General features: G+C 77.2%; 20 protein-coding genes. 12 read left to right on the top strand and 8 right to left on the bottom strand.

Going from position 1 to position 25,556, the window contains the following annotated elements; translation table 11 throughout:
- Positions 1-97 precede the first annotated feature (97 nt).
- The 5 genes from HUT16_RS38825 (at position 98) to HUT16_RS33050 (ending at position 4,289) form a co-directional block, all read left to right on the top strand.
- Positions 98-541: an acyl-CoA dehydrogenase family protein gene (locus HUT16_RS38825; protein ID WP_368662750.1), complete on the top strand. Its 444-nt coding sequence runs from the start codon at positions 98-100 to the stop codon at positions 539-541.
- A 38-nt stretch (positions 542-579) separates the two neighbouring features.
- Positions 580-1,731, top strand: coding sequence for an LLM class flavin-dependent oxidoreductase (locus HUT16_RS33065; protein WP_176191687.1), 1,152 nt, complete (start codon positions 580-582; stop codon positions 1,729-1,731).
- Entirely contained in the window at positions 1,728-2,588 is an 861-nt protein-coding gene (locus HUT16_RS33060; protein WP_176191686.1) for a lysophospholipase, read from the top strand. Before HUT16_RS33065 ends, HUT16_RS33060 begins: the two co-directional genes overlap by 4 nt.
- Before the next feature lie 76 nt (positions 2,589-2,664).
- A complete protein-coding gene (locus tag HUT16_RS33055; RefSeq protein ID WP_176191685.1) occupies positions 2,665-3,192 on the top strand; it encodes a flavin reductase family protein in 528 nt (175 codons plus the stop codon).
- Entirely contained in the window at positions 3,183-4,289 is a 1,107-nt protein-coding gene (locus tag HUT16_RS33050; RefSeq protein ID WP_176191684.1) for an LLM class flavin-dependent oxidoreductase, read from the top strand. Before HUT16_RS33055 ends, HUT16_RS33050 begins: the two co-directional genes overlap by 10 nt.
- 54 nt (positions 4,290-4,343) lie before the next feature.
- Here HUT16_RS33050 and HUT16_RS33045 read toward each other — a convergent pair whose 3' ends face one another.
- Positions 4,344-8,768, bottom strand: a complete 4,425-nt coding sequence (locus tag HUT16_RS33045; protein WP_176191683.1) for a trypsin-like peptidase domain-containing protein — start codon at positions 8,766-8,768, stop codon at positions 4,344-4,346.
- Between the two features lie 14 nt (positions 8,769-8,782).
- Complete coding sequence (locus tag HUT16_RS39490) at positions 8,783-8,905, bottom strand: hypothetical protein (RefSeq protein WP_303392118.1); 123 nt, start codon at positions 8,903-8,905, stop codon at positions 8,783-8,785.
- Positions 8,906-9,106: 201 nt separating this feature from the next.
- Between HUT16_RS39490 and HUT16_RS33040 the strand changes: the two genes are divergently transcribed.
- The gene (locus HUT16_RS33040; protein ID WP_176191682.1) at positions 9,107-9,757 is read left to right on the top strand and encodes a 1-acyl-sn-glycerol-3-phosphate acyltransferase; all 651 of its coding nucleotides are present in this window, start codon (positions 9,107-9,109) and stop codon (positions 9,755-9,757) included.
- Here the strand turns inward: HUT16_RS33040 and HUT16_RS33035 are convergent.
- On the bottom strand, positions 9,748-10,518 hold the full coding sequence (locus tag HUT16_RS33035) for a polysaccharide deacetylase family protein (RefSeq protein WP_176191681.1): 771 nt from the start codon (positions 10,516-10,518) through the stop codon (positions 9,748-9,750). The two genes, HUT16_RS33040 and HUT16_RS33035, sit on opposite strands and share 10 nt — an antisense overlap.
- Before the next feature lie 139 nt (positions 10,519-10,657).
- Complete coding sequence (locus tag HUT16_RS33030; RefSeq protein WP_176191680.1) at positions 10,658-13,585, bottom strand: hypothetical protein; 2,928 nt, start codon at positions 13,583-13,585, stop codon at positions 10,658-10,660.
- A gap of 365 nt (positions 13,586-13,950) precedes the next feature.
- Here HUT16_RS33030 and HUT16_RS33025 point away from each other — a divergent pair, with 365 nt between their 5' ends.
- The 3 genes from HUT16_RS33025 (at position 13,951) to HUT16_RS33015 (ending at position 18,644) form a co-directional block, all read left to right on the top strand.
- Entirely contained in the window at positions 13,951-14,985 is a 1,035-nt protein-coding gene (locus tag HUT16_RS33025; protein ID WP_176191679.1) for an ROK family protein, read from the top strand.
- A gap of 119 nt (positions 14,986-15,104) precedes the next feature.
- Positions 15,105-18,140 (top strand): ABC transporter substrate-binding protein, encoded by a 3,036-nt coding sequence (locus HUT16_RS33020; protein WP_176191678.1) that lies wholly within the window; start codon positions 15,105-15,107, stop codon positions 18,138-18,140.
- A 168-nt stretch (positions 18,141-18,308) separates the two neighbouring features.
- Positions 18,309-18,644: a hypothetical protein gene (locus tag HUT16_RS33015; protein WP_176191677.1), complete on the top strand. Its 336-nt coding sequence runs from the start codon at positions 18,309-18,311 to the stop codon at positions 18,642-18,644.
- Between the two features lie 102 nt (positions 18,645-18,746).
- Here HUT16_RS33015 and HUT16_RS33010 read toward each other — a convergent pair whose 3' ends face one another.
- From HUT16_RS33010 to HUT16_RS33000, 3 genes are all read right to left on the bottom strand, one after another.
- Positions 18,747-18,989 carry a chaplin gene (locus HUT16_RS33010; RefSeq protein WP_176191676.1) on the bottom strand — a complete coding sequence of 81 codons (243 nt, stop codon included), beginning with the start codon at positions 18,987-18,989 and terminating at the stop codon, positions 18,747-18,749.
- Between the two features lie 335 nt (positions 18,990-19,324).
- Positions 19,325-19,528, bottom strand: coding sequence for a hypothetical protein (locus HUT16_RS33005; protein ID WP_176191675.1), 204 nt, complete (start codon positions 19,526-19,528; stop codon positions 19,325-19,327).
- A gap of 461 nt (positions 19,529-19,989) precedes the next feature.
- Positions 19,990-20,490 carry a TspO/MBR family protein gene (locus HUT16_RS33000; protein WP_176191674.1) on the bottom strand — a complete coding sequence of 167 codons (501 nt, stop codon included), beginning with the start codon at positions 20,488-20,490 and terminating at the stop codon, positions 19,990-19,992.
- 163 nt (positions 20,491-20,653) lie between these two features.
- Here HUT16_RS33000 and HUT16_RS32995 point away from each other — a divergent pair, with 163 nt between their 5' ends.
- Positions 20,654-21,883 carry a PP2C family protein-serine/threonine phosphatase gene (locus HUT16_RS32995; RefSeq protein ID WP_254898101.1) on the top strand — a complete coding sequence of 410 codons (1,230 nt, stop codon included), beginning with the start codon at positions 20,654-20,656 and terminating at the stop codon, positions 21,881-21,883.
- Positions 21,884-21,937: 54 nt separating this feature from the next.
- On the opposite strand, the gene HUT16_RS32990 is transcribed toward HUT16_RS32995, so the two are convergent.
- Positions 21,938-23,137 carry a glutamate--cysteine ligase gene (locus HUT16_RS32990; protein WP_176191672.1) on the bottom strand — a complete coding sequence of 400 codons (1,200 nt, stop codon included), beginning with the start codon at positions 23,135-23,137 and terminating at the stop codon, positions 21,938-21,940.
- A 176-nt stretch (positions 23,138-23,313) separates the two neighbouring features.
- Here HUT16_RS32990 and galE point away from each other — a divergent pair, with 176 nt between their 5' ends.
- The gene (gene galE, locus HUT16_RS32985) at positions 23,314-24,273 is read left to right on the top strand and encodes a UDP-glucose 4-epimerase GalE (RefSeq protein ID WP_176191671.1); all 960 of its coding nucleotides are present in this window, start codon (positions 23,314-23,316) and stop codon (positions 24,271-24,273) included.
- 161 nt (positions 24,274-24,434) lie between these two features.
- A complete protein-coding gene (locus tag HUT16_RS32980) occupies positions 24,435-25,439 on the top strand; it encodes a hypothetical protein (RefSeq protein ID WP_176191670.1) in 1,005 nt (334 codons plus the stop codon).
- Positions 25,440-25,556 lie beyond the last annotated feature (117 nt).

The raw sequence follows: 25,556 nt of genomic DNA, 5'->3' as shown, positions 1-25,556 counted from the left end.
GACGACGTCCGCCTGGACGCCGTCCCGGTGCCCGGCGACCGGGTCGCCGCCCTGGCGCCGCCCGGCGCGGACGGCGGCGCGACCCGGTCGGCGGCGCCTGGAACGGCCTCGGCCTGGCTGCCCTCTACCTGGGCGTCGCGGGCGCCGCCCGGGACTGGCTGCTCGGCTTCCTGCACGAGCGCACCCGAGCGCGCTCGGCGCGCCGCTGGCCTCGCTGCCCCGCTTCCAGGCCGCCGTCGGCGAGATCGAGGTCTCGCTGGCCGGGGCCGACCGACTGGTCGACGCGCTCGCGGCGGCCGTGGACGCGGGCGAGCCGGGCGCCGCCGAGCAGGCCGGCGGCGCGAAGGTGCTCGGCACCCGGGCCGCGATCGACGCCGTCCAGCAGGCGGTGGCCCTGGTCGGCAACCACGGCCTGACCCGCCGCCACCCGCTGGAGCGCCACCTGCGCGACGTGCTGTGCGCCCGCGTCCACACCCCGCAGGACGACTCGGTCCTGCTCGCCGCCGGACGCGCCGCACTCGGCCGCGTCCGCCCCCTGTGACCTCCCCGTACTCCCCTCCTCCCGAAAGGACCACTGCCATGCCCGTCGAGTTCGTCGGCATGATCTCCACCCACGACGTCTCCGAGACCCGCCCGGCCACCGGCCCGGTGGTGGACGTCGACTACACCCGCCGGTTCGCCCAGGCCCACGAGCAGGCCGGCTTCGACCGCATCCTGATCGCCCAGTCCTCGGGCAGCCCCGACCCGAACCAGGTCGCGGCGTTCGCCGCCGCGCACACCGAGCGCCTGGGCCTGCTGGTGGCGCACCGCCCCGGCTTCCTCGCGCCGACCGTCGCGGCCCGCACCTTCGCCACCCTCGACCAGTTCTCCGGCGGCCGGGTCGCGGTGCACATCATCACCGGCGGCCACGACGCCGAGCAGCGCCGCGACGGCGACTACCTGACCAAGGACGAGCGCTACGCCCGCACCGACGACTACCTGACGGTGGTGAAGCGGGCCTGGACCTCGGACGAGCCGTTCGACCACGAGGGCCCGTACTACCGCCTGGCCGACTTCCGCTCCGACGTCCGGCCGGTGCAGGAGCCGCGGATACCGCTGTACTTCGGCGGCTCCTCCGAGGCCGCGTACCGGGTGGGCGGCAAGCACGCCGACACCTTCGCGCTGTGGGGCGAGCCGCTGGCCGAGACCGCCGAGCAGATCGCCCGGGTCCGGGCCGCCGCCGAGGCCGCCGGGCGCACCGACGTGCCGGGCATCAGCGTCTCCTTCCGGCCGATCCTGGGCCGCACCGACGAGGAGGCCTGGGAGCGGGCCCGGGGCATCCTGGGCACCATCGAGCAGCGCGGCAGCACCCTCGGCTGGCGCCGGGGCACCCAGCTGTCCGGCGGCGCGGCGCCGGAGAACGTCGGCTCGCAGCGGCTGCTGGCCGCCGCCGCCAAGGCCGACCTGCACGACCGGGCGCTGTGGACGGCCACCGCGAAGGCCACCGGCGCCGGGGGCAACTCCACCGCGCTGGTCGGCTCCCCCGAGACGGTGGCGCAGGCCCTGCTGGACTACGTGGACATCGGCGCGACCACGCTGCTGATCCGCGGCTACGACCCGCTGGACGACGCCCTCGACTACGGCCGCGAGCTGCTGCCGCTGGTGCGCCAGGAGGTCGCCCGCCGCGACGCGGCCGCCGCCCGGGCCGCCGCCGAGGCCGCCACCGCCGTCCCGGCCGCCGGCGCCCGGTGACCGCGCCCGTGCTCGCGCTCGCCACCGCCGAGACCGCCGCCACCGGGTCCGGGACCGACCCGGCACCGGACGGCCGTTGGGAGCCCGCCCCCGGCACGACCGTCCGGGGCACCGTGGTGCTGCTGCCCGGCCGGGGCGAACACCCCGGCGTGTACGCCCGGTTCGGCCGCCGGCTGGCCGCCGACGGCTACCGGCTGCTTGTCCCCGCGCACGCCGTCCCGTTCGCCGACCCGCTCCGCACCTCCCCCGCCGACGGCAGCGCCGGGAGCACCGGGATCGCCGGGAGCCCGGTCGTCCTGTTCGCCCGGGCGCGGGCCGAGCAGGACGACGGCGGGCCGGTGGTGCTGGCGGGTTCCGACCTGGGCGCGCTGCTGGCGCTGGCCCTCGCCGCCGAGGTCCGTCCGGACGGGCTGCTGCTGGCCGGGCTGCCGGGCGGCGACGGGCCGGTCCGGACGGCGGACGAGCTGTCCGCGCGGACGGCCTGCCCGGTGCACCGGGGTCTGCTGGCCGGTGATCCCGGGTTCCGGCCCGGTGCGCTGTTCGAGCCGGTGCCCGCGGCGCTGGCCGGGGCGGCGGCCGCGGCCCGCCCGGCGGTGCCGGTGCTGGCGTTCCACGGCCTGGCCGACGAGGTCGCCCCGGTCGGGGCGCTGCGGGAGCTGGCCGGTCGGCTGCCGTCCGTCGAGGCGGTCGCGGTGGCCGACGGGCGCCACGACGCGTTCAACGACGCCGCGCACCGCAGCGTCGCGGCCCGCACCGTGCTGTGGCTGGAGCGGCTGCGCGCCGGTCTCGACCGGCTGCCGTCCCCGTCCACGTCCCCGCCGCCGCCGCTGCTCGTCCCGCTCGACCTCCACGGGTGAACCGCCCCGGCCCGGGCCCGTCCGCGGCCGCCCGGGCCGGCGGTCCGCTCCTCCCTCCGCTCGAAAGGACCGTCCGATGACCACGCTCGACGAACGCCCGCCCGCCGGGGCACCCGCCGCCCCGCCCGCCGAACTGCTGCGCAGCACCCTGCGCCGGCACGCCTCCGGGGTGGTGGTGATCACCGTGCCGGGCCCGGCCGGGTTCACCGCGACCTCGTTCACCTCGGTGAGCCTGGAGCCCGCGCTGGTCTCCTTCTACCTGGCCGCGGGCGCCTCCACCGCCGCGGCGGTGCGCGCGGCGGACGCGTTCACCGTGCACGTGCTGCGCCGCGAACAGGAGCCGCTGGCCCGGGCGTTCGCCCGCAGCGGCACGGACCGGTTCGCCGGGGTGCAGTGGCGGGAGGGCCCGTACGGGACGCCGCTGCTGGAGGGCGTCGCGGCCCGGCTGACGGCCCGCCGGACGGGGGTGCACCCGGTCGGCGACCACCTGCTGGTGGTGGGCGAGGTGGTGGCGGCCCAGGTGCCCGGCGGGGAGCCGCTGGTGCACCACGACGGCGCCTTCGGCGGGTTCGCCCCGGGCGCCGGGGAGGGCCCGTGGCACTGACGGTGCACTGGTTCCTGCCGACCACCGGGGACAGCCGCGAGGTGGTCGGCGGGGGCCACGGCTCCACGCCGGGGGCGTCCGGCGGGGACCGGCCGCCGTCCCTGGGCTACCTGGGGCAGGTCGCCCGGGCGGCCGAACAGCTGGGGTTCTCCGGGGCGTTGACCCCGACCGGCCCGTGGTGCGAGGACGCCTGGCTGACCACGGCGATGCTGACCGGCCTGACCGAGCGGCTGCGCTTCCTGGTGGCGTTCCGGCCGGGCCTGCTCTCGCCGACGCTGGCGGCCCAGATGGCCACGACCTACCAGAACCTGTCCGGCGGCCGGCTGGCGCTGAACGTGGTGACCGGCGGCGAGTCCCGGGAGCAGCGGGCGTACGGGGACTTCCTCGACAAGGACGGCCGGTACGCGCGGGCCGGGGAGTTCCTGTCGGTGACCGGGCGGCTGTGGCGGGGCGAGCGGGTCGACCACGAGGGCGCGCACCTGCGGGTGGCGGGCGCGGAGCTGACCCGGCTGCCCGATCCGGTGCCGCCGGTGTACTTCGGCGGTTCGTCGGCGGCGGCGGAGCGGGTCGCGGCCCGGCACGCGGACGTGTACCTGACCTGGGGGGAGCCGCCGCCGCTGGTGGCGGCGAAGGTAAAGCGGATCCGGGCGCTGGCGGCCGCGCACGGGCGCCGCCCGCGGTTCGGCGTCCGGCTGCACACCATCACCCGGGACACCTCCGCCGAGGCGTGGGCGGAGGCGGACCGGCTGCTGGCCGGGATGGACCCGGCGCGCATCCGGGAGACCCAACTCGCCCTGGCCCGCAGCGAGTCGGAGGGGCAGCGGCGGATGCGGGAGCTGCACGGCGGGTCGGTCGACCGGCTGGAGGTGTACCCGAACCTGTGGGCCGGTTTCGGCCTGGTGCGGGGCGGCGCGGGCACCGCGCTGGTGGGCAGCCACGCGGAGGTCGCCGACCGGATCGAGGAGTACCACCGGCTGGGCGTCGAGGAGTTCGTGCTCTCCGGGGTACCGCACCTGGAGGAGGCGTACCGGGTGGGCGAGGGCCTGCTACCGCTGCTCGCGGCCCGGGGGCTGCTGGCGCCCGCCGCCCGCCCGTGAGGGTTCCGGGGCCGGGCGCCCGGGGGCGCGGCGGCGGCGCCCGACCGGGGCCGCTCAGCCGTCCCCGTCCCGCAGGATCGCCGCGCAGGGGGCGTCGCCGGGGGCCCCGGCCGGGAGCAGGGCGCGCTCGGCGGCGGTGAAGTCCCGGGCCGCGCCCCGGCACAGGGCGCGGGCCATCCGCTCGGGGCGCAGGTCGAGGTCCTGGTACCAGACCTCGCCGGCGATCACGAGGCGGTCGCCGATGACGCGCACCCCGAGTTGCAGGGGGACGTCGAGGAGGGCGATCCGGGTGCCGCTCGCCAGGTCCCAGAACCGCAGGTTCGAGACGTCCTTGGTGATCAGGCGGTTGCCGGGGGCGTACCCGAACGGCTTCTCGGTGGAGGTGATCGCGTCGGCGCCGCCGGGCAGCGGTGTCCCGCTGTCGATGTCCCACTGGCGGATGGTCCGGTCGTCGCGGGCCACGGCCAGGCGTCCGCCGTCCGGGCTGATCAGCAACCCGCTCGGCGTACCGGACTCGTGGTACGGCAACGGGCCCACGGTGAAGGCGTGTTCGCGCGTCCCGGTGCGGAGGTTCCACAGTTCCACCGTGCCGCCCTCGCTGTTCGTGCCGGTCACCAGCACGACCTGGCCGGGGTGGCCCGGGCGGGCCCGCAGTTGACCGCCGGGGAACGGGGTGCCGGACTCCGTCCCGCTCCTGCGCTCCACGTCGAGGGGCGGCCCGACCCGCCCTCCGGTGGCGGCGTCGGCCCGCAGCAGCAGGCCGTCCGCGGTGAGGACCGCCAACTCGGCGCCGTCGAGCGGTTCGACGGCCTCCACTCCTGCGGACCGGGCGGGTCGGCCGGTGTCCCGCGGCAGGTCGACGTCGGTGACGGGGCCGCTCAGGTCGTCCACGGCGTAGGAGACCAGCGACTCGTCGTCCAGCCGGAGCACCAGCCGCCGGGAGTCGGCCGTCCAGACCGGGGGGAAGCCGCGCCGCAGCCCGGACCTGGTCCGGACCGTGCGCCGGCTGCCGGTGGCGACGGTGAAGACGGTCAGGACGTCCTCGTCGGCCTCGGCCAGGAGCGAGCCGTCGGGCGACAGGGCGCCGTCGGCGGTCGTGGGCCCGTGGCCGGACCAGGTGGGGAGGTCCGCCGGTCCCGCCCCGGCCGTCAGCAGCGTCTCGCCGTCGGGCAGCAGCACGGTGGGGGCGCCGTCCTCCGCCGCGACGACGGCCCGGATCGTCTCCCGCCCTTCGCCGCCCGTCGCGGGCACCCTGGTGCGGTAGGTCCGGGCGGTGCGGACGTCGGTCAGCAGCAGTTCGTCGACCTGCCCGGAGCCGACGGCCTCGCTGACGAGGAAGCGGCCGGTCCGGTCGAGTTCCCCGTCGCCCGTGTCGAGGACGACCGGCGGGCCCGCCGGGTCGACGGAGGTGGAGTACGAGGCGCCGGGCCGGCCCGGAGTCCCGGCGTACGGCGGCACGGCCGGGCCGACCAGGCGCTCGCCGCCGTCGGCGACCAGCGGGGCCCCGTACGGGTCGGGCGGCAGGACGCGCAGGTCCCGCCCGGTGGCCACGTCCCGGACGGAGCTGGCCGCCCAGCCCGGCCCCAGGTACTCGCCGCCGACGGCGAGGTGGTCGGGGTCGGCCGCGAGCGCGATGTCGCCGCCGCCGATGCCCCGGGCCAGGTCGGGGGCGGTCGGCAGCGGGCGACCGCGCTCCGTCTCCCAGAGCGAGATCCGGGCGGTGCGGTCCTCCTGCCCGGACGGGGCGCTCTCGTCGTAGAAGGTGAGCTTGAGCAGCAGGCGCCGCCCGTCGCCGCTGAAGTCCAGGCTGGTGTCGGCCAGCCGCCGGCCGGTGGTGTCCGCCGGCTCCAGCACCCTGGCCGGCGCGCGGGCCGGGAGGTCCCACAGCAGCACCCGTCCGTCCGGGGCGGTGAGCGCGAACCAGCGGCCGTCCCGGCTCAGCGCCGCGCGGTGGGGGTCGAGCGTCCCGGCCGACTGCTGCTCCGGCAGCGGCCGGTGGGCCGGGGCGGGGCCCAGCGGGTCGGTGACCACCGTCAGCACGTGCCGGTCCTCGCCGTCCGTCGACTGGACGACCATGGTGCCGCCGTCCGGGGTGATCACCGTGTTCTCGAAGCGGCCGGGCCACAGGCCGGCCCGGGCGCCGGTGAGGTACTGGCCCCCGGGGTACTCGCGCAGCAGGGCGGCGAAGGCCTCGGGGGTGCGGTCGGTGCTCCAGGCGGCCAGGGCCAGTTGGAGGGAGCGGGCGGGTTCGTCGGCGGCCCGCTGCTCGGCGGCGCCGGCCAGCAGGCGGGAGACCTGGGTGCGCAGTTGGGCGGTGACCTGGCGGCGGCTGCGGTCGGCGAGGTAGGCCAGGGAGCCGGCCAGCAGGGCCAGGACGGTCAGGCAGGCGGTGACGGCGCGCCAGGTCCGGACCTCCCGGCGGCGGTGGCGGGCGCTGAGCCCGATGTAGGCGCGTTCGGCGGCGGGGATGTCCTCGGGGTGGCGGGCGAGCCGGTCGGCGGCCTCCGCCAGGGCACTGCCGCGCAGCAGCCGGGAGGGCTCCCGGTCGTGCGCGGACCAGCGGGCGAGCGCCTCGCGCAGTTCCTCCTGCCAGCGGCGGAAGTCGCGGGAGTCCTCCAGCCAGTCGTGCAGCCGGGGCCACAGGACGGTGAGCGCCTCGTGGGCGAGGTCGACGGTCTGCGCGCCGTCGGCGGCCCGGCCGAGCACCACCAGCCGGGTGGGGGCCAACCGGTGGGCGAGCGCGCGCAGTTCGGGGTCCAGGTCGGCGGTCCTGGCGGGCTGCCGGGCGAAGCCGCCGGAGCCGTTCGGCCGGGCGAGCTGGGTGAACAGCCGGCGGGCCCGGTCCGGTCCGCCGGGGCCGGGGAGGTGCTCCAGGCACTCCTCGGCGTAGCCGACCAGGGCGCCGGCCACGCCGCCGAGCGACTCGTACGCGGCGTGGGTGAGTGCCGCGCCCTCGCGCAGCTCCCAGAGCCGGGTGAGCGCGAACTGCACCAGCGGGGTGCGGCCGGGTTCGTCGGCGGCGTCGGCCAGGATGCGGGCGGGCAGGCCCTCCTCGAACCGCAGGCCGGGAACGTGCGCGACGGGGGCGGTGACGGCCTCCCGGAGCTGTTCGGCGGAGAGCTGGGCCAGGTACTGGGTGGCGCCGCTGAGCCGGTCGGCGGTGCGGGCGGTGATCAGGGTGTCCAGCGACTCGGGGCGGGCGGTGGCGACCGCGGTGAGCGCGGGGGCGGCGGCGCCGGGCCCGGGGGCGCCGAGGTCCAGCAGCAGTTCCAGGAGTTCGGCGGCGGCCGCGGGGTCGGCGGCGGCGTACTCCTCCAGCTGGTCGACGAAGAGCAGGTGGCCGCGGCCGCCGGTGCGTTCGAGCAGCTGCCCGCGCAGCTCGGCGAGGACGGCCCCGCGGGCGGGGCCGTCGGCGAGTAGGGCGGCCAACTCGGCGGCGGCCCGGGCCCGTTCGACGCCATCGCCACCGCTGCCACCACCGCCGTCGCCGTCGTCGCCGTCGCCGTTGTCGGGGGCCAGCAGGGGGGCGAGGGCCTGGGCGAGCACCGCGGCGGCGCCCAGGCCGGGGCCGGTGCGCAGTTCGGAGACCGCGCCCCGGCGCTCGCGGCGCAGCCCGGGCAGCAGCCCGGCCCGCACCAGCGAGGACTTGCCGCTGCCGGAGGGGCCGACCACCAGGGTCACCGGGCCGCGGCCGACGGCGGCCAGGATGCGGGCGGTGTCGGCCCGCCGGCCGTGGAACAGCTCCGCGTCGTCCTCGGTGAACGGGGCGAGGCCGCGGAACGGGCAGGCGGGGCGCAGGACGCGGCCGTCCACCAGGGCGGCCGAGGGGATCAGGTACGCGGTGGTGGTGTCCGTTCCGCGCTCGACGGCCACCGTCATCCCGACCGCGCCGCCCTGGGCGTCGTCCCAGACCGGCGAGCCGCTGAAGCCCGGGGCGATCCGGCGCCCGGGGCGGGCCGTCTCCATCTGCAGCCAGCCGGCGCCCTGGTGGGCCCGCAGCACGCCGGACGCCCACACCCCGTGGTCGGCGTCCCGGGGGAAGCCCAGCACCCGGAACGGGTGGTCCCACACGCCGTCCCCGTCCACCAGCGGCATCGGACGGCTGCCGGGCACCGGCTCGCGCAGCCGCAGCAGCGCGACGTCGCCGCCGCCGTCCGGATCGACGGGGCGCCACGACTCCACCACGGCGGCCCGGACCGGCCCGGTGCCGCCGGCACCGCGCTCACCGGCCCCGCCGCCCCCATCGGCCCGGCCGCTCTGGCCGCCCGCGCCGCGCAGCAGCGGGAAGTCCACCGCCACCTCGTCCGCCGGGGCCCGCTCGGCCGTGCCGGGCAGGCCCAGGGCCTGCGCCACCACGTGGGCGCAGGTGCAGACGACGTCCGCCCCGACCAGGAACCCGGCCCCCACCACCCGGCCGTCGGCCGCCAGCACCCGCACCAGCCCGCGGGCCAGTGCCGCCTCCTCCTGCCCGCCCGTCACCGGGGACGCCCCGCTCAGGCCCGGCCGCCCGGCTTCCGGGCACACCCGCAGGACCGCACCCGCACCCGCACCCCGCTGCCGCCGGTCGGCCGCAGCTCGCCCGCGTACGCCATGGTGCCCGCCTCCCCCGTGGTCACTTTCCCCTCAGACTATCCGAACGGTCTTGCAGCACAAGGGAATTACCCTTGCCGCCACCCCTTGCCGCCGGTGCGCCGGTCGGGCCCGGCGCCCGGCCGAGGTGAGTACCCGCACTCAGGCCGGAGCGCCCTCCCGCCCGCCACAATGGGCGTGCCGCCCGGGCCGGGCGGCGTCCGATCCCGAGACCCTGGGGCCCCACCATGCTGAGCGCCGTCGCCCGTGCCGTCGTCCCGGTCCTCGGGCGGTTCACCGTGAGCGCGGACGAGGCCGCGGTGCTGGCCCCGGGCAGCATCGTCGCGCCCAACCACTCCTCGCTGATCGACCCGGGCGTGGTGCTCGCCGCGGTCCGCCACCTCGGCGTCGAGCCGGTGGTCCTGGCCACCGCCGGGCTGTGGCGGATACCCGTGCTGCGCGGCGCGCTGCTCCGCGAGGGGCACATCCCCGTGCACCGCGGCACCGAGCGGGCCGCCCGGGCGCTGGAGGACGCGGCCGCCGCGCTGGCGGCCGGGCGGGTCGTCGTCATCTACCCCGAGGGCCGGCTCCCCCGCCGCACCGACCCGGCCGACAGCGCCCCCGGCCCGTTCCGCACCGGCCTGGCCCGGCTGGCCGCCACCGGCGCCCCGGTCGTCCCGCTCGGCCAGGCCGGGGCCCGCCGGATCAGTTCGGGGTCCACCGCCAAGCAGCTCGCCGGGCTGGTCACCGCGCCGCTGCGCCGCCCCCGCGTGCACGTCCACATCGGGGCGCCGGTCCGGCTGGACGCGGACGTGGCGACCGCCACCGCCCAGGCCCACGCGGCCGTGACGTCCGCCTGGCGGACGGCGTCCGCCCGGCTGGCGGGCCGTCACCTGTAGATGGTGCCCGGCTCCGCGGTGCCCGGGGCGAGCAGCTGCCCGACGGTGACGAAGGTGTAGCCCTGGCCGTCGAGCGCGTCGAGGACGGCGGGCAGCGCGGGCACGGTGCCCTTGTGCAGCGGGTGCAGCAGGACGATCCCGTCGCGCCCGGCGCCGTCCAGGACCCGCTGGGTGATCAGCGCGGTGTCCTCGGTCGCGTAGTCCTGCGCGGTCACCGTCCACAGCACCTGGGCCATGCCGAGCTCCCGCGAGATCCTGGAGACCCGGTCGTCGGTGCGGCCCTCCGGCGGGCGCATCAGGGTGGGCCGCCGCCCGGTGACCTCCTCGATGGCGTCCGCGGTCCGGACGAGCTCCTCCCGCACCTGCGCGTCGGGGACCTCGGTCAGCCGGGGGTGGTTCCAGGTGTGGTCGCCGATCTCGTGCCCCTCCTGCGCGATCCGCCGCACCACGTCGGGGTGCGCGTGGATGTCCCGTCCCTCCAGGAAGAACGTCGCCTGGGCGTGGTGCTGCGCCAGCAGGTCCATCACCCGCTCGGTCGGCTCCCCCGGGCTGCCGTCGAAGGTCAGCGCGATGCACTTGCGCTGCGAGCAGTCCACCTGGCCCGCTGCCGGGCCCGCCTTCGCCCGCTTCCGCGCCTGCCCGGGATCGACCGTGACCATGGCGAAGCTGCGGATGACCACCACCGTGACCAGCGCCGCGACCGCCAGCACCGCCACCCCCAGCAGGACGTAGAACCGCGGCCGCCGCTTCACCAGTCTCATGGGGCAAACCCTACATTTGCCCTTTCCTCCGTTTTCCCCACCCGCCCCGCCCCACGCCGGGAACCGCACCGGGAACCGGTCCGGTCCGGCCCGATCCGGCCCGGTCCGGTCCGGTCCGGTCCGATCCGGTCGAACGAGGTCAGGGCACGCAGCCGGTGAGCGGCCCGGTGTCACCGGCCGGGCGGCCGCACAGGTGGTCGGTGACCGGCACGCCCTGCGCGTCGCGCCGGACCCGGATGACGTGCAGGCCGTGCCCGGGCTGCGGGTCGGTGGCCAGCGGGGCGGCCGCCCGGAAGTCGACCGTCCCGGTGGGCCGGTTGTTGAGCTGCACGGCGCGCAGGGCCGCCATCACCGAGCCGGTGCCGGTGCGCTGCGAGGCCCCGGCCTTGGCCGCACCGGCCTGCAGCGCGGCGGTGGCGTCGTAGGCGAGGGCCAGCGAACCGTCCGAGAACACGTCGTCCTCGTACGGGTTGGCGCCGCGCGGCACCAGGTGCAGGACGCTCGCGGCGGTGGCGGCCAGGTCGGAGCCGCGGGCCGTCGCGGCCGGGTCGCTCAGCGCGGTGTAGTACAGGGTGGCCTGCGGGGCCACCCCCGTCCCCCCGGTGCGGAACTGCGCCTTGGTCAGGTCGTCCCCGGTGAGGACGGTGAGCGGCCGGGCGCAGCCCTTGTCGTCGGCGAGGCGCCGCATCAGCTGGTTGACGTCGTCGGCGCGGCCGGCCAGGTACAGCACGGCCGGCGGGTGCTCGCCGTGGCAGGTGGTGGCGAGCGCCTGCTCGTAGTCCGGGTCCCCGTTGTTGGTCAGGCGGTACTCCAGGGGGTGGCCGCCGATCAGCCGGTACCCGGCGTCGGTGAGCATCTCGCTGCCGTAGCGGGCGTGTTCGGGGCTGTAGCGGTCGTCGGGGGTGGGGGTGCGGGTCAGGACGGCCGCCCAGCGCTCCTCGGGCGGGGTGCCGAGGCCGTCGACGATCAGGCGCAGCGCCGCGGCCTCCTCCTGGTCGGTGGCGGCGAGGCCGAAGTAGTTGACGTGGCCGCGGGCCAGGTAGCTGGCCGAGTTGGTGGTGCTGACCACGGCCAGGCCGGCCTGCTGGAGCAGGGTGAGCGCGGTGTCGCTGTCGGCGGTGTCCCGGCCGAGGCCGACCACGCCGGCGATCGAGCGGTCCCGGGCGGCCAGGTCGACGATCCGCCGGACCATCTCGGTCTGGAAGTACATGTCCTGCCCGCCGTTGGCGACCAGCACCTTGACCTTCAGCGGGTCGCCCGCGTTGTTGCGCATCTGGGCGAGGTGGACGCCCGCCAGCTCCTTGAGGCCGTTCAGCGCCCGGCCCTCCTGCCCGGCGGCGGTGGTGAGCGCGCCCGCGTAGACCACGGTGACGTAGCGGACGTCCGGCAGGGCGTCGACCCGTTCGTTCTCGCGCCGGATCGCGTCCTCCAGCGCGCCGAGCCCGGTGTCCGCGCCGGTGCGGTCGGTGTCCCGGCCGGGCAGCGCGCCGCTGAGCCGGATGCCGCCGTCGCCGCCCGCGAAGGTCACCGACCCGGTGGCGACGCCGATGCACTCCCGCGTCCCGCCCGGGCCGGTGCGCCACACCGCGTCCGGGTTCGAGCCCACCAGCCGGGCCTCGCAGTACTGCCCGGCGAGCTGCTGCACCCGCAGCCCCGCCCCGGCGGCCACCAGTACCAGCGCCAGCAGCACCGACCAGCGCGACCACAGGAACCACCAGGAGCGCCGCACCGGGACGGGCGCCAGCCGGGTGGTCCCGCCCGCCTGCAACTGCTGCCTGGTCAGCCGCACCGGCAGCGTCCACGCCAACGCCCGCCCCCGGCTGGGCGACTGGCGCACCCGCAGGTCGCTCACCCAGTTCTCGTACGGGCCGCTGAGCGGCTCGGGGCCGGACGCGCCGGTCGGGGCGGTGCGGTCGCCCTCCAGCCAGGCCGCGACGTCCGCGCGGGCGACGGCGGCCAGCACCAGCAGCGGGTCCTGCTCGCTGCGGCGGCTGCGCACGTCGGAGATCGCGCCCAGCACCTGGAGCGCGCCGCCGGCGCTGTCCGCCCGGGGCACGAAGACCACCGGCGGGACGCGCCGCTTGCGGCCCCGGGCGTCCGGCGCCCAGGAGCGGTGAGCCCGCCGCAGGTCCTCCAGCAGGGCCAGGGTGCGCAGTTGGAGGTGGAACTGCTGGGCGCGGTCGCGGTCCGCGGCCGGGGTGCCGGGCAGTTGGGCCTTCAGGATCTCCCCGGCCACCTCGCGGGCCCTGGCCTGCGTCACGTCCCAGGACATCCGGGGCCGCCAGAGCGACCAGGCCGCCGCCTGCCGGCCCGAGGCGGCCAGGAAGGTGGTGGTGGCGAACCAGCGGCTGGCCGACCCCAGCCAGGACAGCGGCGCGGTGTTGCGCCGCACCCAGCCGGTCGCCCCGAGCACCGCCACCGCGCCCAGCAGCACCACCGTGACCAGCTGCCAACTCGCCTGCGTCAGCAGGCTGGTGAGCGCGGCCAGGACGAACGCCCCGATCAGCGTGGTGGAGTTCAGGACGGGCGACAGCAGCCGCTGCAACTCGCCCCCGGCGCCGCGCGGTTCGGGCCGCCAGTGCAGGTCGCGCAGCCGGGCGAGCACCGACTCGACCAGCTCGTCGAACGGCCGCGCGGCGCTCTGGACGGTGCCGGACGCGGCGGGCACGGACCCGGCGGGCGCCGACCCGGGGGCCGGGGAGCCGTCCAGGACGTGCCGGGTGGCGGCCTCGATCGCGGCGACCAGCCGCGAGCGGGGCGCGGGGTAGCCGCGGTACCAGGACGGCCCGCGGCGCGCCCACGGCCCCTTCGCCAGGCCGTCCAGGATCGCGATCGCGTTGTCGTGCGGATCGCCGTCCGGCACGTGCGGCACCGTCCGGTGCGGCAGGTCGCCGCCCTCCTGCGCCTCCTGCACCGACCGGACCACGGCCCGGACCTCCGCGTCCAGCTCCGGGTCGTCCTCCTGCGCGTACAGCACCACCACCGGCATCGGCAGCCGGGCCGCGCTGAACTGCGCCACCAAGTCCTTTACCAGCGCGTCCACTTCGTACTTGGCGGTGGTGCGCACCCCACCGATCCCCGCGCCGCTCCGCCCCGCACCGGACGCCATCGCCACCCCCGTAGCCACCGCCCCGCGGCCGGAGCCGCGCTGCGCCCGATTCGGCGTCAGGGAACAAATGTAGACCTCGGCCCCGACAGCGCACACGGGGTTCGCCGGGGCCTGTCCGCCCGGTCGGACGGCGCCCGTCCGCCCGCCGCCCGCTCGCCGACGGCCCGGAACCCCGAGTGGGAGCGCTCCCATATCTGCCTCCGGCCGTGTACGATCACGCCGATCCGCCCGCCGGAGCACCACCCCGCACCACCCTGCGTCTGCCGCACCCACCGGGCCCGCCACACCCGCGCGCCCGCGCACCGACACCTGGGGAGCAACCCTTGTCCGACGCCGCGTTCACCGTCATCGACCTCGGCGGCACCACCCTGCGGACCGCTCGCTACGGGGTGGCCGACGACGCCGTCACCGACGTCCGGCGCGTCCCCACCGACGGCATAGCCGGGCATCCGGGCCGGCCGGTGGCCGAGTTGCAGGCCCGGGTGCTCGACCAGGTCGCCGCCCTCGCCGCCGAGGCGGTCGCACGCCACGGCAGCGGCGCCGTCTGCGTCTCCTTCGCCGGGCCGGTCACCGCCGACGGCCGGGCCCTGGCCGCACCGACCGTCTGGGGCGGCCCGGGCGAGCAGGTCGCGGTGCGGCAGCGGCTGGAGGAGCGGCTCGGCCTGCCGGTCGTGGTGGTCAACGACCTGACGGCGGCGGTCTGGCGGTACGTCGACCCCGCGGACGACCGGCCGTTCTGCCTGATCACGGTGAGCTCCGGCATCGGCAACAAGGTCTACCGGGCGGGCGAGGTGCTGCTCGACACCGAGGGCCACGGCGGCGAGATCGGCCACTGGACCGTCGACCCGTCCCCCGACGCGGCCCCCTGCGACTGCGGCGGCCGGGGCCACCTGGGCGCCCTCGCCTCCGGCCGCGGCGCCCTGGCCGCGGCCCGCCGCGCCGCCCTCGCCGACCCGGCCGGCTACGCCCGCTCCGCGCTGGCGGCCAGCGCGCCCGACCCCGAACTGCTCGACAACCGCGCCCTGGTGGCCGCCGTCCGGGCCGGGGACGCCTTCGCCACCGCCGCCGTGCGGGTCGGGATCACCGCGCTCGCCACCGCGATCACCGCGGTGTTCACCTCGATCGGCATCCGCCGCTACGTGCTGATCGGCGGCTTCGCGCTCGCCCTCGGCGCGCGCTACGCCGAACTCCTCACCGCCGAGCTCGAACGGCTCGGCTGCTTCGGCCTCACGCCCGAGGAGGTCCGCCAAATGGTCGTCCTCGGCGCCGAGGACGACGACTCCGGCCTGATCGGCGCGGGCCGCCTGCTCGCCGCCACCCTCCCGGCCCCGGCCCCGGCCCCGGCCCCGACCAGGTAACCCACCCGGCGCTCCCCCGCACGCCCCGCCGCACGCCCCGCCCGACGGCCGCCAAGTGCCGGATCACGAACAGATCATGGCCGTCCTGGCCACCACCGGGGACGGATATCCTGTCCGCCGTGACAGACGCGGACGGCATGCTGATCGGTGGACGGTACCGGCTGATCGAGCCGGTCGGGCGGGGCGGGATGGGCCGCGTCTGGCGGGGGCGGGACGAGACCCTGCACCGCGAGGTCGCCGTCAAGGAGATCCTGTTCCCGGCCGGACTCGAGGACGAGCAGCGGGAGTTGCTGCTCCAACGGGTGATGCGGGAGGCCCGGGTCGCGGCCGGGATCAACCACCCGGGCATCATCACGGTGTTCGACGTGGTGGAGCACGACGGCGCCCCGGTGATCGTGATGGAGTTCGTGGTCGGCTCCTCGCTGGCCGCCACCGTCCGGGACCACGGCCGACTGCCCGCGCCGCGGGTCGCCGCGATCGGCCTGGCCGTGCTGGAGGCGCTGACCGCCGCGCACGCCGCGGGCGTCGTCCACCGGGACCTGAAGCCGGACAACATCCTGCTCAGCGGCAACCGCGTGGTGCTCACCGACTTCGGCATCGCCAGCATCGCCGACGCCACCATGTCCCTCACCAACACCGGCACCCTGCTCGGCACCCCGGCCTACATGGCGCCCGAGCAGCTCGACGGCAAGCCCGCCTCCCCCGCCTCCGACCTGTGGTCGCTGGGCGCGACCCTGCACACCGCGGTCGAGGGCGAGGCCCCGTTCACCGCCGGCACGCTGACCGCCCTGTACGTCGCCATCCTCACCCAGCCCCCGCGGCCGTCCCGGTTCGCCGGCCCGCTGACCCCGGTACTGCTGGGCCTGCTGGTGAAGGACCCGGCGCTGCGGCTGACCGCCGAGCAGACCGCCCGCCTCCTGGCCGCGGCCGCCCAGCCCGCGGTGGCGCCCGCGCCGCCCGCCCCGCAGACCCCGCCGCGCCAGGAGACGGCCCGCGACGCCGTCCCGCCGCCGCCCGTCCCGAGCGCCCCGCCGCCCTTCCCGAGCGCCCCGCCGACCACCCCGCCGCCCGCCCCGGACCAGGCCCGGGACGCGACCCCGCACCCGTACGCGCACCCGGCCCCGGGCCCGGTGGACACCCCGCACCCGTACGCCTCGCCCGACCCGTCCCCCGACCCGGCCCCCAATCCGTACGCCTCGCCCCTCCCGTCCCCGAACCCGTACCTCTCCTCCGCGCCGTTCCCCAATCCGTACGCCACGCCGCTGCCGCCGGTCGTGCCGGCGCCCGGGCCGGCGGCGCCGGGCGGTCCCGGTCGGCGGCGGCGGGCCCTGCTGTTCGGGGCACTCGGCGTGGTAGCCGCGGTGGTGCCGGCCGGTCTCCTGCTGCCGGGCCTGCTGAACCGCTACGAGAACGCGGGCGGCGAAGTCGGCGGAGTCGGCAGCTCCTCCCCCTCGCCCTCGTCCTCCCGCCGGTCGAACGACGGGGGCGTCACGACCACCACGACGGCGGCGTACGACGCGGCGATCGACCAGGTGCTGAACCCGTCCGACCGGAAGGGCGGCACCCTGAACCTGGGCACCTCCGGCGACGTGGACTCGCTGGACCCGGCGCGCAGTTACTACGGGTGGGCCTGGAACTTCCAGCGGCTCTACGTCCGCACCCTGTACGCCTACGCCGGTGCGCCCGGCCGGGACGGCACCGCCGTGGTGCCCGACCTCGCCGCCGCCGCGCCGGAGGTCTCGGCCGACGGCCGGACGTACACCGTCCGCCTGCGGCCCGGGCTGAAGTTCGAGGACGGCACGCCGATCACCGCCAAGGACGTCAAGTACGGCATCGAGCGCTCCTTCGACCAGGACGTGCTGTTCGGCGGCCCGGTGCTGCTGTCCGACGTCCTCGACCAGGGCCAGGGCTACAAGGGCCCGTACAGCGACTCCGACCCGGACCGGCTCGGCCTGAAGTCGGTGCGCACCCCGAACGACCTGACCGTGGTCTTCTCCCTCGCCGAGCCGAACGGCGACTTCCCCTACCTGCTGACCCTGGGCACCACCGCGCCCGTCCCGAAGGCCGCCGACACCCGCGACAAGTACGGCGAGAAGCCGGTCTCCTCGGGCCCGTACAGGTTCCGCACCGTGCAGACCGGCAAGAGCTACGAACTGGAGCGCAACCCGGCCTGGGACCAGTCCACCGACCCGCTGCGCAAGGCGCTGCCGGACCGGATCCGGCTGACCGTCGCGGGCAGCGGCGAGGAGGTCGACAACCGCCTGCTCTCCGGCGGGTTCGACCTCGACCTCGCCCAGGCCGGCCTGCAGCCCGCCACCCAGGCGAAGGTCCTGGCCGACCCGGGCCTGAAGGCGCGCACCGACGACCCCGCCACCGGCGTCGTGCGCTACGTGGCGCTCGTCCCGGCCGTCCCGCCGCTCGACAACCAGCACTGCCGCAACGCCGTCCTGTACGCCGCCGACCCCGGCGCCCTCCAGACCGCCCGCGGCGGCCCCCAGTCCGGCACCCCCGTCGGCACCCTGCTCCCCCCGACCGTCAGCGGCTCGGACGACTACGACCCCTACGGCCTGACCGACGGCCGCCCCGACCCGGCCAAGGCCAAGGCCGAACTCGCCGCCTGCGGGAAGCCGAACGGCTTCGACACCACCATGGCGGTGCGGGCCGACAACCCGAAGGAGCAGGCCGCGGCGCTGGCCCTGCAGAACTCGCTGAAGTCCGTCGGCATCAACGTCACGCCCCAGACCTACGAGCTCAAGGACATGGCCGACACCGTCGGGTCGCCCGACACCGTCAAGTCCAAGGGCTACGGGCTGATCATGTCCAGCTGGATCGCGGACTACCCCTCCGGCGGCGTCTTCCTCCAGGACCTGACCGACGGCCGCCGGATCCGCGGGACCGGCAACTACAACTTCACCGGCCTCAACGACCCCGAGATCAACGGCTGGTTCGACCAGGCCACGGCGCAGACCGACCCCGCCCGGGCCGCCGAGCTCTACCGGAAGGTCAACCACAAGGTCGCCGACGGCGCCTACTACCTCCCCTACCTCGCCACCCGCACCCTCAACTACCGCAACCCCCGTCTCACCAACGTCTACGTCACCGACGCCTACGGCGGCGTCGACCTCCAGGCCCTGGGCCTCTCCGACGGCAAGTAGCCCGCCCCCGGCGGGCCCCGGTCACCCCTCCGGCGGTGCGGCACGGCGCTGTTACAGCGTCACAGTCTCGGAACGGGCCGCTCCCGACCCCTGCCGCGGCGGGCCCGGCGGCTGCCACAGTGAGCCGGACGCGGGCCGCTGGGGCCGGTCGGGAACGAGGTGGGACAGATGAGGAGACGTCTGGCGGGGGTGCTGCTCGCCCTGGCGCTGGCCGGCGGCGGCGCCGTGTCGGCCACCGGCACGGCGGCGGCCACGACCCCGGTGCCGCGCACGGCGGCGGTCGCGGCCGGGCCGCAGGGGTCCGCTCCGGCGGCCGGCGGGCAGGTGCACGTGTCGGCCGGGCAGCGGGCGCAGGAGTCCGTGCAGCTGGCGAAGAGCTCGGCGAAGAAGAAAAAGAAGAAGTCCAAGGGCGGCCTGATCGGCTTCCTGGCCGTGTCGATCCTGCTGGTGCTGATCGTCGGCGTGGTGATCTGGCTGGTCGTCCGCAGGAGCCGGCGCTCCTGAGCCCCGCCCGGCTTCCCGGCACGCGCGCGGGCCCCTCCCGGTTCCGGGAGGGGCCCGCGGGCCGGTGGCGGGTCACGGTGCGGACCCGCCGGTCCGGGGTGGTCAGCCGATGTTGGCGCAGGAGTTGCCGAACGCCGGGTTCAGCGCGCCGATCAGGTTGATGCTGTTGCCGCACACGTTGACCGGGATGTGCACGGGGATCTGGATCACGTTGCCGGACAGGACGCCGGGCGAGCCGACGGCCACACCCTGGGCGCCGGCGGACGCGGAGGCCGCTCCGGCGGTGCCCAGGACGGCGGTGGCGGCCAGCGCGACGACGGCGAAGTACTTGCGGGTGCGGGACATGTCGACTCCTCGATGTCGGGAAGGGCGCCGTCCCGGACGGGGCGGCACCCTCGGTTCGGGGTGCTCGGGCCGGCGGCGCGTACGGACGGCACGCGACGGGTCGGCCGAGACGTACTGTCCCCCGCCACCGCCCCGGGTTCACCGCCGACGGGCCCTGACGCCGCCCGGCCACCCGTGCGGCCCAGCCCGGCCACCCGTCCGGAGGACGCCGGACCGGAGCGCGGAGTCCTGGTCGGAGCAACAACGGGGGGCGACCGGCCCCCCTGCCGCATCCCCGGGGCGCCCCCGGACGCGCAGGCCGCGGGGCACCCACGCGCCGGGCCGTCCCGGGGCGGTCAGTCGGGGGGCTCGTCCTCGCTCCGGGCCTCGGTGGTCTCGGCGGCGGTGCGGTTCCGCTCGGGGGCCGGCCCCTCGGTGCGATCGCGGCCCTCCTCGGCGGCCGGGCCGGTGTCGGGCACCACCACCTCCATGTCCGGCGCCTCCGTCCCGGGGGCGGGCGGCAGGTCGGGCGTTTTGGGCGTCCGGTCGGGTGCGGTCATGGCGGGTTCCCTCCGCTGCTCCTGGTCCGCCGGTACTTCCGGCTCTCCGCGCGGATGCCCACTGCGGGTCCGCGCACGCCTGTGCCACGCGCTCCTGTACTGCGCACACCTGTGCCGCGCGTTCCTGTGCCGCACACCCGGTCCGCGCATGCCCGTGCCGCGCGTTCCTGTGCCACGCACATCCCTGCCGCACATCCCCGGTCCGCCCACAACCGTGCCACGCACGCCCCTGCCGCACATCCCCGGTCCGCCCACACCCGTGCCACGCACACCCCTGCGGCGCATTACCCTGCCGCGCGTACGCCTCCGGCAGCGACCGGCGTCGGTCCCGTCGCCGACGGAGGCGTACGCGTGGCACCTCGTCCCGGTGCTGTTCCGGCCCTTCGCCGAGGGCCTGCCCGGCCGGATCACCGCCGTGGCGGGCACCCCGTCCGTTCGAGGTCGGGGCGGCGGAGGGGCGCTCAGCCGTTGCGGCGGGCCAGTGATCCGCTGAGCGCGGTGGCGAACAGGCACCACGCGGCGTAGGGCGCCAGCGCGGCGGCGGCCGCGGGGTCGTGCCGGGCCGTCCGCCTGATCAGGGCCAGCGTGTCGGCGTCCAGCAGGACGCTGCCCGCGACGCCCGCGGCGGGGCTGCGCAGGCCGAAGAAGAGCCAGGTCCACCCGGCGTTCACCGCCAGGTTCGTCCCGTACGCGGCGGCCAGGGCGGCGCGTTCGCGGCCGCGGGCGCGGCCGAGCGCGTGTCCGGCGCTCCAGGCGATCGAGGCGTACAGCGGGGTCCACACGGCCGGGAACACCCATGGCGGGGGCTGCCAGCCGGGTTTGTCCAGCGACCGGTACCACGCGGTCGCGGGGCCGGCGGCCCGGGCGCCCACCGCGGCGGCGGCCGCCACTGCCAGGGCGGCTCCCGCGTACGGGACCGCGCGTCGTGCCTTCGTCTGCCGGGTCGTCCACCTGGTGCGCATGTCCCGCGTGTGTCCGGCCCGCCCCGGTCCATGCGCCCGCTCGTCACCCCGGTCGGCCGGGCCGGTTCACGGGGCGGGGCCGGGAGCGGGGGCCGGTCGGGGCTCCCGTGCCTATCGTGGAAGCACTCCCCGACCGGGACCCGGCGGCGTACGGCAGGTGATCGTGAGCGGACCCGTGATCGACTACCCGGGCGTCTTCCAGGCCCTGCCCGGCGCGGTCGCCCTGCTCACCCCCGACCTGGTGTTCGCGGACGTGAACGAGGCGTACCTGCTGCTGTCCGGGCGGGACCGCGCGCAGGTGGTCGGCCGCTTCCTGTTCGACGTCTTCCCGGACAACCCCGGCCAACCGACGGCCAGCGGCGTGCGCAACCTGCACGCCTCGCTGCGGCGCGTCCTGGCCACCGGGGTGCGCGACGCCATGGCCCTGCAGCGCTACGACGTGGAGGAGGCCGGGCGTCCCGGGGAGTGGGAGGAGCGGTACTGGAGCACGGTCAACGTGCCCGTCCTCGGCCCGGACGGGGAGGTGGTGCTCCTGGTGCACCGGGTCGAGGAGGTCACCGAGCTGATCAAGGCCCGCGGCATCCGCGACAGCGGCCGGACCCGGGTGCTGGGGGCCGAGCTGTACAGCCGGGCCCGGGAGCTCCAGGACGTCAACGAGCGCCTGCGCCGGGCGCACGCCCGCGAACGGGAGGTGGCCCTGCACCTCCAGGCCGCGATGCTGCCCGCGCTGCGCCCGCCGGACCACCACCGGGCGGCCGTCCGCTACCGGCCCGCCGCCGGTGCGCTGAACGTGTGCGGCGACTGGTACGACCTGGTCGAGCTGCCCGGCGACGGCCGCACCGCGGTGGCCGTCGGCGACGTGGTCGGGCACGGGCTGCGCGCCGCCGGGGTGATGGGGCAGCTGCGCAGCGCGCTGTCGGCCGCCTCCCGGGTCGCGGCCGGCCCGGCCCAGGCCCTGGAGGTGCTCGACCGGTACGCCCGCTCCGTGGACGGCGCGGAGAACAGCACCGCCGTGTCGGTCTTCATCGACCGGGCGGAGCGCACCCTCGCCTACAGCTGCGCCGGCCACCCGCCGCCCGCCCTGTGCGGGCCGGACGGGGCCGTGACCTTCCTGGACCGGGCCACCGATCCCCCGCTGGGCGCCCGCCCCGAGTGGGCCGGGCGCCCCCAGGCGCGGACGGCCTTCGTCGAGGGCTCCGTCCTCGTCCTGTACACCGACGGCCTGGTCGAGCGCCGCCGCGAGGACATCGACGTCGGCCTGGCCCGGCTGGCCCGCTCGCTGGCCCGCCACCGCCGCGCCGAGCCGGGACCACTGGCCGACGCCCTGCTCGCCGACCTCGTCCCGCCCGCCGGGCTCACCGACGACACCGCCCTGGTCGTGCTGCGCCTGTGAGCGGGCCCGGCCGGTCCCGCCGTCCGCCGCCGGTGCGCGCCGGGCCGCCCCGGCTCACCCGGCCGGGTCGCCGACCGGTTCGGACGGCGTGCCGTCGGTGACAGCGTTCCCGGACGGCGTGGCGGGGCTTCCGGACGACGTGGCGGGGCTCCCGGACGGCGTGCCGTCGGTGACGGCGCTGATGAGGTCGACCAGTCCGGCGCGCCCGTTGCGGCGCAGTTCGCGGCGCTGGCGGACGGCGCCGTTGCCCTCGGTGAGCAGCCGCGCCAGCAGGGGTTCGACCCACTGGGCGTCGCCGTTGCGGCGCAGCGCGGGGCCGAGGGCGTCCAGGACGCGGTCCACCACCACCGGCGGGGAGTCGAGGGTGCCGGTGAGGGGGTCGGGGAGGCGCTCGGTGCAGCCGCGCCGGGCGGCGTACCAGACCGCGGCGGCCAGGGCCTCGGGGTGGGGCTCGGGGGGTGCGGCGGCGCGGCCGGGGTCGGTGAGGAGGGTGGCGGTGATCGCCCGGACCAGGCCGGCCAGCATCACCGCCTCGTCGACGCGGAGCTGGACGTCCATGGCCCTGGTCTCCACGGTGGGGTAGCGCTCGGAGAGCCGGGCCTGCCAGTAGAGCCCGCCGGTGTCGCCGACCAGCCCGGTGTCGACGAGGGCGTGGATGCGCTCGTCGTAGTCGGCGGCGCCGTCGAACCGCGGCGGCACCCCGCTGATCGGCCACCGGCTGAAGACCACCGTCCGCCAGTCGGCGAAACCGGTGTCGGTGCCGTTCCACAGCGGCGAGTTGGCGGACAGCGCGACGAGCAGCGGCAGCCAGCGGCGCAGTCCGTTGAGGACGGCGACGCCGGCCCCGCGGTCCGGCACGGCGGTGTGCACGTGCATGCCGTTGATCAGCTGCTCGTCGGTCAGCTGCGGGGCCTCGGCGCGGATGGTGCGGTAGCGGGGGGTGTCGCTGACCGGTACCGCCAGGCGGTCGGCGAAGGGTGCGGCGCCGCAGGCGGCCAGTCGGCAGCCGTGCTCCGCGGCGGCGGCGGCGAGGGCGCCGCGCAGCCGTTCCAGGTGCGCGGCGACTTCGTCGAGCGTCTCGCAGACCGGGGTGGCGATCTCCAACTGGGCTTGTAGGAGCTCGCGTTGGACCTCGGACCGGTCGATCGCCGGTTGCAGGCCGGCCGTCTGCCGGACCTGTTCGGCCCGGGCCACCGGCACCCCGGTGGCGGCGTCCAGCAGCAGGTACTCCTCTTCCACACCCACGGTCAGCATGTGCGGCGGTTACCCCCGGTCCGGGCGTCCAACCACCGCCCCCCGGGCCGGCCGGGCGGGGTGACCGATCCACCGGGAACCCCCACCCTTCTCGTTGACTTTGGTTTGATTCTGTTGAATTCTGATCGAGTAGCACGGTGGGAACCGTGGGCATCGAGTGGTGGAGGTCAGCGGGCATGGGCACGTACCTGGTCACGGGCGGAGCCGGTTACGTCGGGAGCGTGGTGGCGGCGCACCTGCTGGAGGCGGGCCACCGGGTGACGGTGCTGGACGACCTGTCGACCGGGTTCGCGGAGGGGGTGCCGGAGGGGGCGGAGTTCGTCCGGGGGCGGATCCAGGACGCGGCCGGGGTGCTGGATTCCTCCTTCGACGCGGTGCTGCACTTCGCGGCGTCCTCGCAGGTGGGGGAGTCGGTGGCGGACCCGGAGAAGTACTGGCGCAACAACGTGGCCGGTTCGCTCGAACTGGTGGCGGCGATGCGCAAGGCGGGCGTGGGCAGGCTGGTGTTCTCCTCGACGGCGGCGGTGTACGGGGAGCCCGAGCAGGTGCCGATCAAGGAGAGTGCGCGGACCTCGCCGACCAACGCCTACGGCGCCACCAAGCTGGCCGTGGACCACCTGATCACCTCCGAGGCGATCGCGCACGGCCTGGCGGCGGTGAGCCTGCGCTACTTCAACGTGGCCGGCGCCTACGGCCGCTACGGCGAGCGGCACGAGCCGGAGTCGCACCTGATCCCGCTGGTCTTCCAGGCCGCGCTCGGGCAGCGCCCGCACATCGCGGTCTTCGGCGAGGACTACCCCACCCCCGACGGCACCTGCATCCGCGACTACATCCACATCGCCGACCTCGCCGAGGCCCACCTGCTGGCGCTGGCCGCCGCCCGGCCCGGCGAGCACCTCATCTGCAACCTCGGCAACGGCACCGGCTTCTCGGTGCGCGAGGTCATCGAGTCCGTCAGGCGCGTCACCGGCCGGGAGATCCCCGTCCAGGTCGCCGACCGCCGCCCGGGCGACCCGGCCGTCCTGGTCGCCGCCGCCGACCGCGCCCGCGAGGCCCTCGGCTGGACCCCGCGCCACCCCGACCTCGACCGGATCGTCGCCGACGCCTGGGAGTTCACCCTCGCCCACCGCGCCTGACCAGCCCCGCGCCCACCACGACGGGCGGACCCGACGGCGGCGGACGGCAGCGGATTCGGTCGGGCCCGGATCGGGCGGCATTCTCCTGGCGACAGCGGGGAGACGGGGGGCACGCGTGTACGACCCGCTGCCCGCCGCTTCCGTCCCTGGGGGGAACTGCCGTGCCCGTCCACTCCCGTCTCGCCGCCCTCGGTGCCGGAACCGCCCTGGGCACCGTCCTCGTCCTCGGCGGCGCCCCCGCCGCCTGGGCCTGCGGCGAAGGGCCGGCCGCCACCGCGCCCCCGGCCCCGCCCTCCGCCCCCGCGCCCGCGTCGGACCCGGCGTCCGACCCCGGCGCGGCGAGCGCGAGCGCGACGGCGAGCACCGGTGCGAGCGCGACCGCGACCAGCACCCCGTCGGCGCCGACCGCTTCGGTGGCGCTCCTGCCGCTCGCGGACCGGACGCTGGTGGCGGGCGGGGCCCCGGTCGAGTTCACCGCGGAGGTCGACAACACCGGGGCCACCGCCCTCACCGGCGCCCCGCTGCCCGCCCTCCGGAACGACGCCGCCCGAGAGCCCCAGGAGGCGCTGCGCGCCGACGAGTTGCTGCTCCAGGTGCGGACGCCCTCGGGCTGGACACCCCTCCCGCTGACGGTCGGCTGCGACCGTTCGCTGCGCGGCGGCGGCAGCGCCCTGCCGAGCACCGACCTGGCGCCGGGCGGGAGCGCCCGCTACACCTTCCGGCTCTCCGTCACCGCACCCGGGGCCGCCGCGCAGCAGGTGGACGTCCGGCTCGGGCTCCGGTCCGGCGCGGCGGACACCTTCGAGGCCGCCCCGCACACCACCCTCCGGGTCACCCGTCCGACCGCGCCCGCCGCCGACGCCGAAGCACCGGCCGCCGCGGAGTCGGCGCCGACCGACCGGGCCGCGACCGGCTCCGGCCCGACCCCCCGCACCGAGGTGCTGGCCGTCGGCGCCCTCCCCACCCCCGCCGACGGCCCGGGCCGGAGCGGCACCGCCACTCCCCCGGCCACCGCGGCCCGCCCCGACCCGGCGCGGGGCCTGGCGGCCTCCGTGGCCGGCGAACGGCCGCCCACCTCGCTGCTGGTCAGCGGCGTCGTCCTGGTCGCCCTCGGCGCCGTCGGTTTCGCCCTCGTCCTCGCCCACCGGCCCGCCCGCCACCGCTGACGGCCCGTCACGGGCCCCGGGGCGCCCGGACGAGGAACGCGACGCCGCCCGGGCCGGTCACCGATCCGGCCCGCCGCCGACCCGGCCGACCCGCGACGAGCGCCGCCCGGGTCGGCG

Origin of the sequence: Kitasatospora sp. NA04385 (assembly GCF_013364235.1) — a bacterium.
In the GTDB taxonomy this organism is placed as follows: domain Bacteria; phylum Actinomycetota; class Actinomycetes; order Streptomycetales; family Streptomycetaceae; genus Kitasatospora.
This window is presented reverse-complemented; position numbering and strand designations above follow the sequence as displayed.

Excerpts from the sequence above, each read along its gene's own strand:
- HUT16_RS33065 (WP_176191687.1), top strand. The coding sequence starts at position 580 with ATGCCCGTCGAGTTCGTCGGCATGATCTCCACCCACGACGTCTCCGAG.
- HUT16_RS33055 (WP_176191685.1), top strand. The coding sequence starts at position 2,665 with ATGACCACGCTCGACGAACGCCCGCCCGCCGGGGCACCCGCCGCCCCG.
- HUT16_RS33040 (WP_176191682.1), top strand. The coding sequence starts at position 9,107 with ATGCTGAGCGCCGTCGCCCGTGCCGTCGTCCCGGTCCTCGGGCGGTTC.
- HUT16_RS33035 (WP_176191681.1), bottom strand. The coding sequence starts at position 10,518 with ATGAGACTGGTGAAGCGGCGGCCGCGGTTCTACGTCCTGCTGGGGGTG.
- HUT16_RS33015 (WP_176191677.1), top strand. The coding sequence starts at position 18,309 with ATGAGGAGACGTCTGGCGGGGGTGCTGCTCGCCCTGGCGCTGGCCGGC.
- HUT16_RS33010 (WP_176191676.1), bottom strand. The coding sequence starts at position 18,989 with ATGTCCCGCACCCGCAAGTACTTCGCCGTCGTCGCGCTGGCCGCCACC.
- HUT16_RS33005 (WP_176191675.1), bottom strand. The coding sequence starts at position 19,528 with ATGACCGCACCCGACCGGACGCCCAAAACGCCCGACCTGCCGCCCGCC.
- HUT16_RS33000 (WP_176191674.1), bottom strand. The coding sequence starts at position 20,490 with ATGCGCACCAGGTGGACGACCCGGCAGACGAAGGCACGACGCGCGGTC.
- HUT16_RS32990 (WP_176191672.1), bottom strand. The coding sequence starts at position 23,137 with ATGCTGACCGTGGGTGTGGAAGAGGAGTACCTGCTGCTGGACGCCGCC.
- galE (WP_176191671.1), top strand. The coding sequence starts at position 23,314 with ATGGGCACGTACCTGGTCACGGGCGGAGCCGGTTACGTCGGGAGCGTG.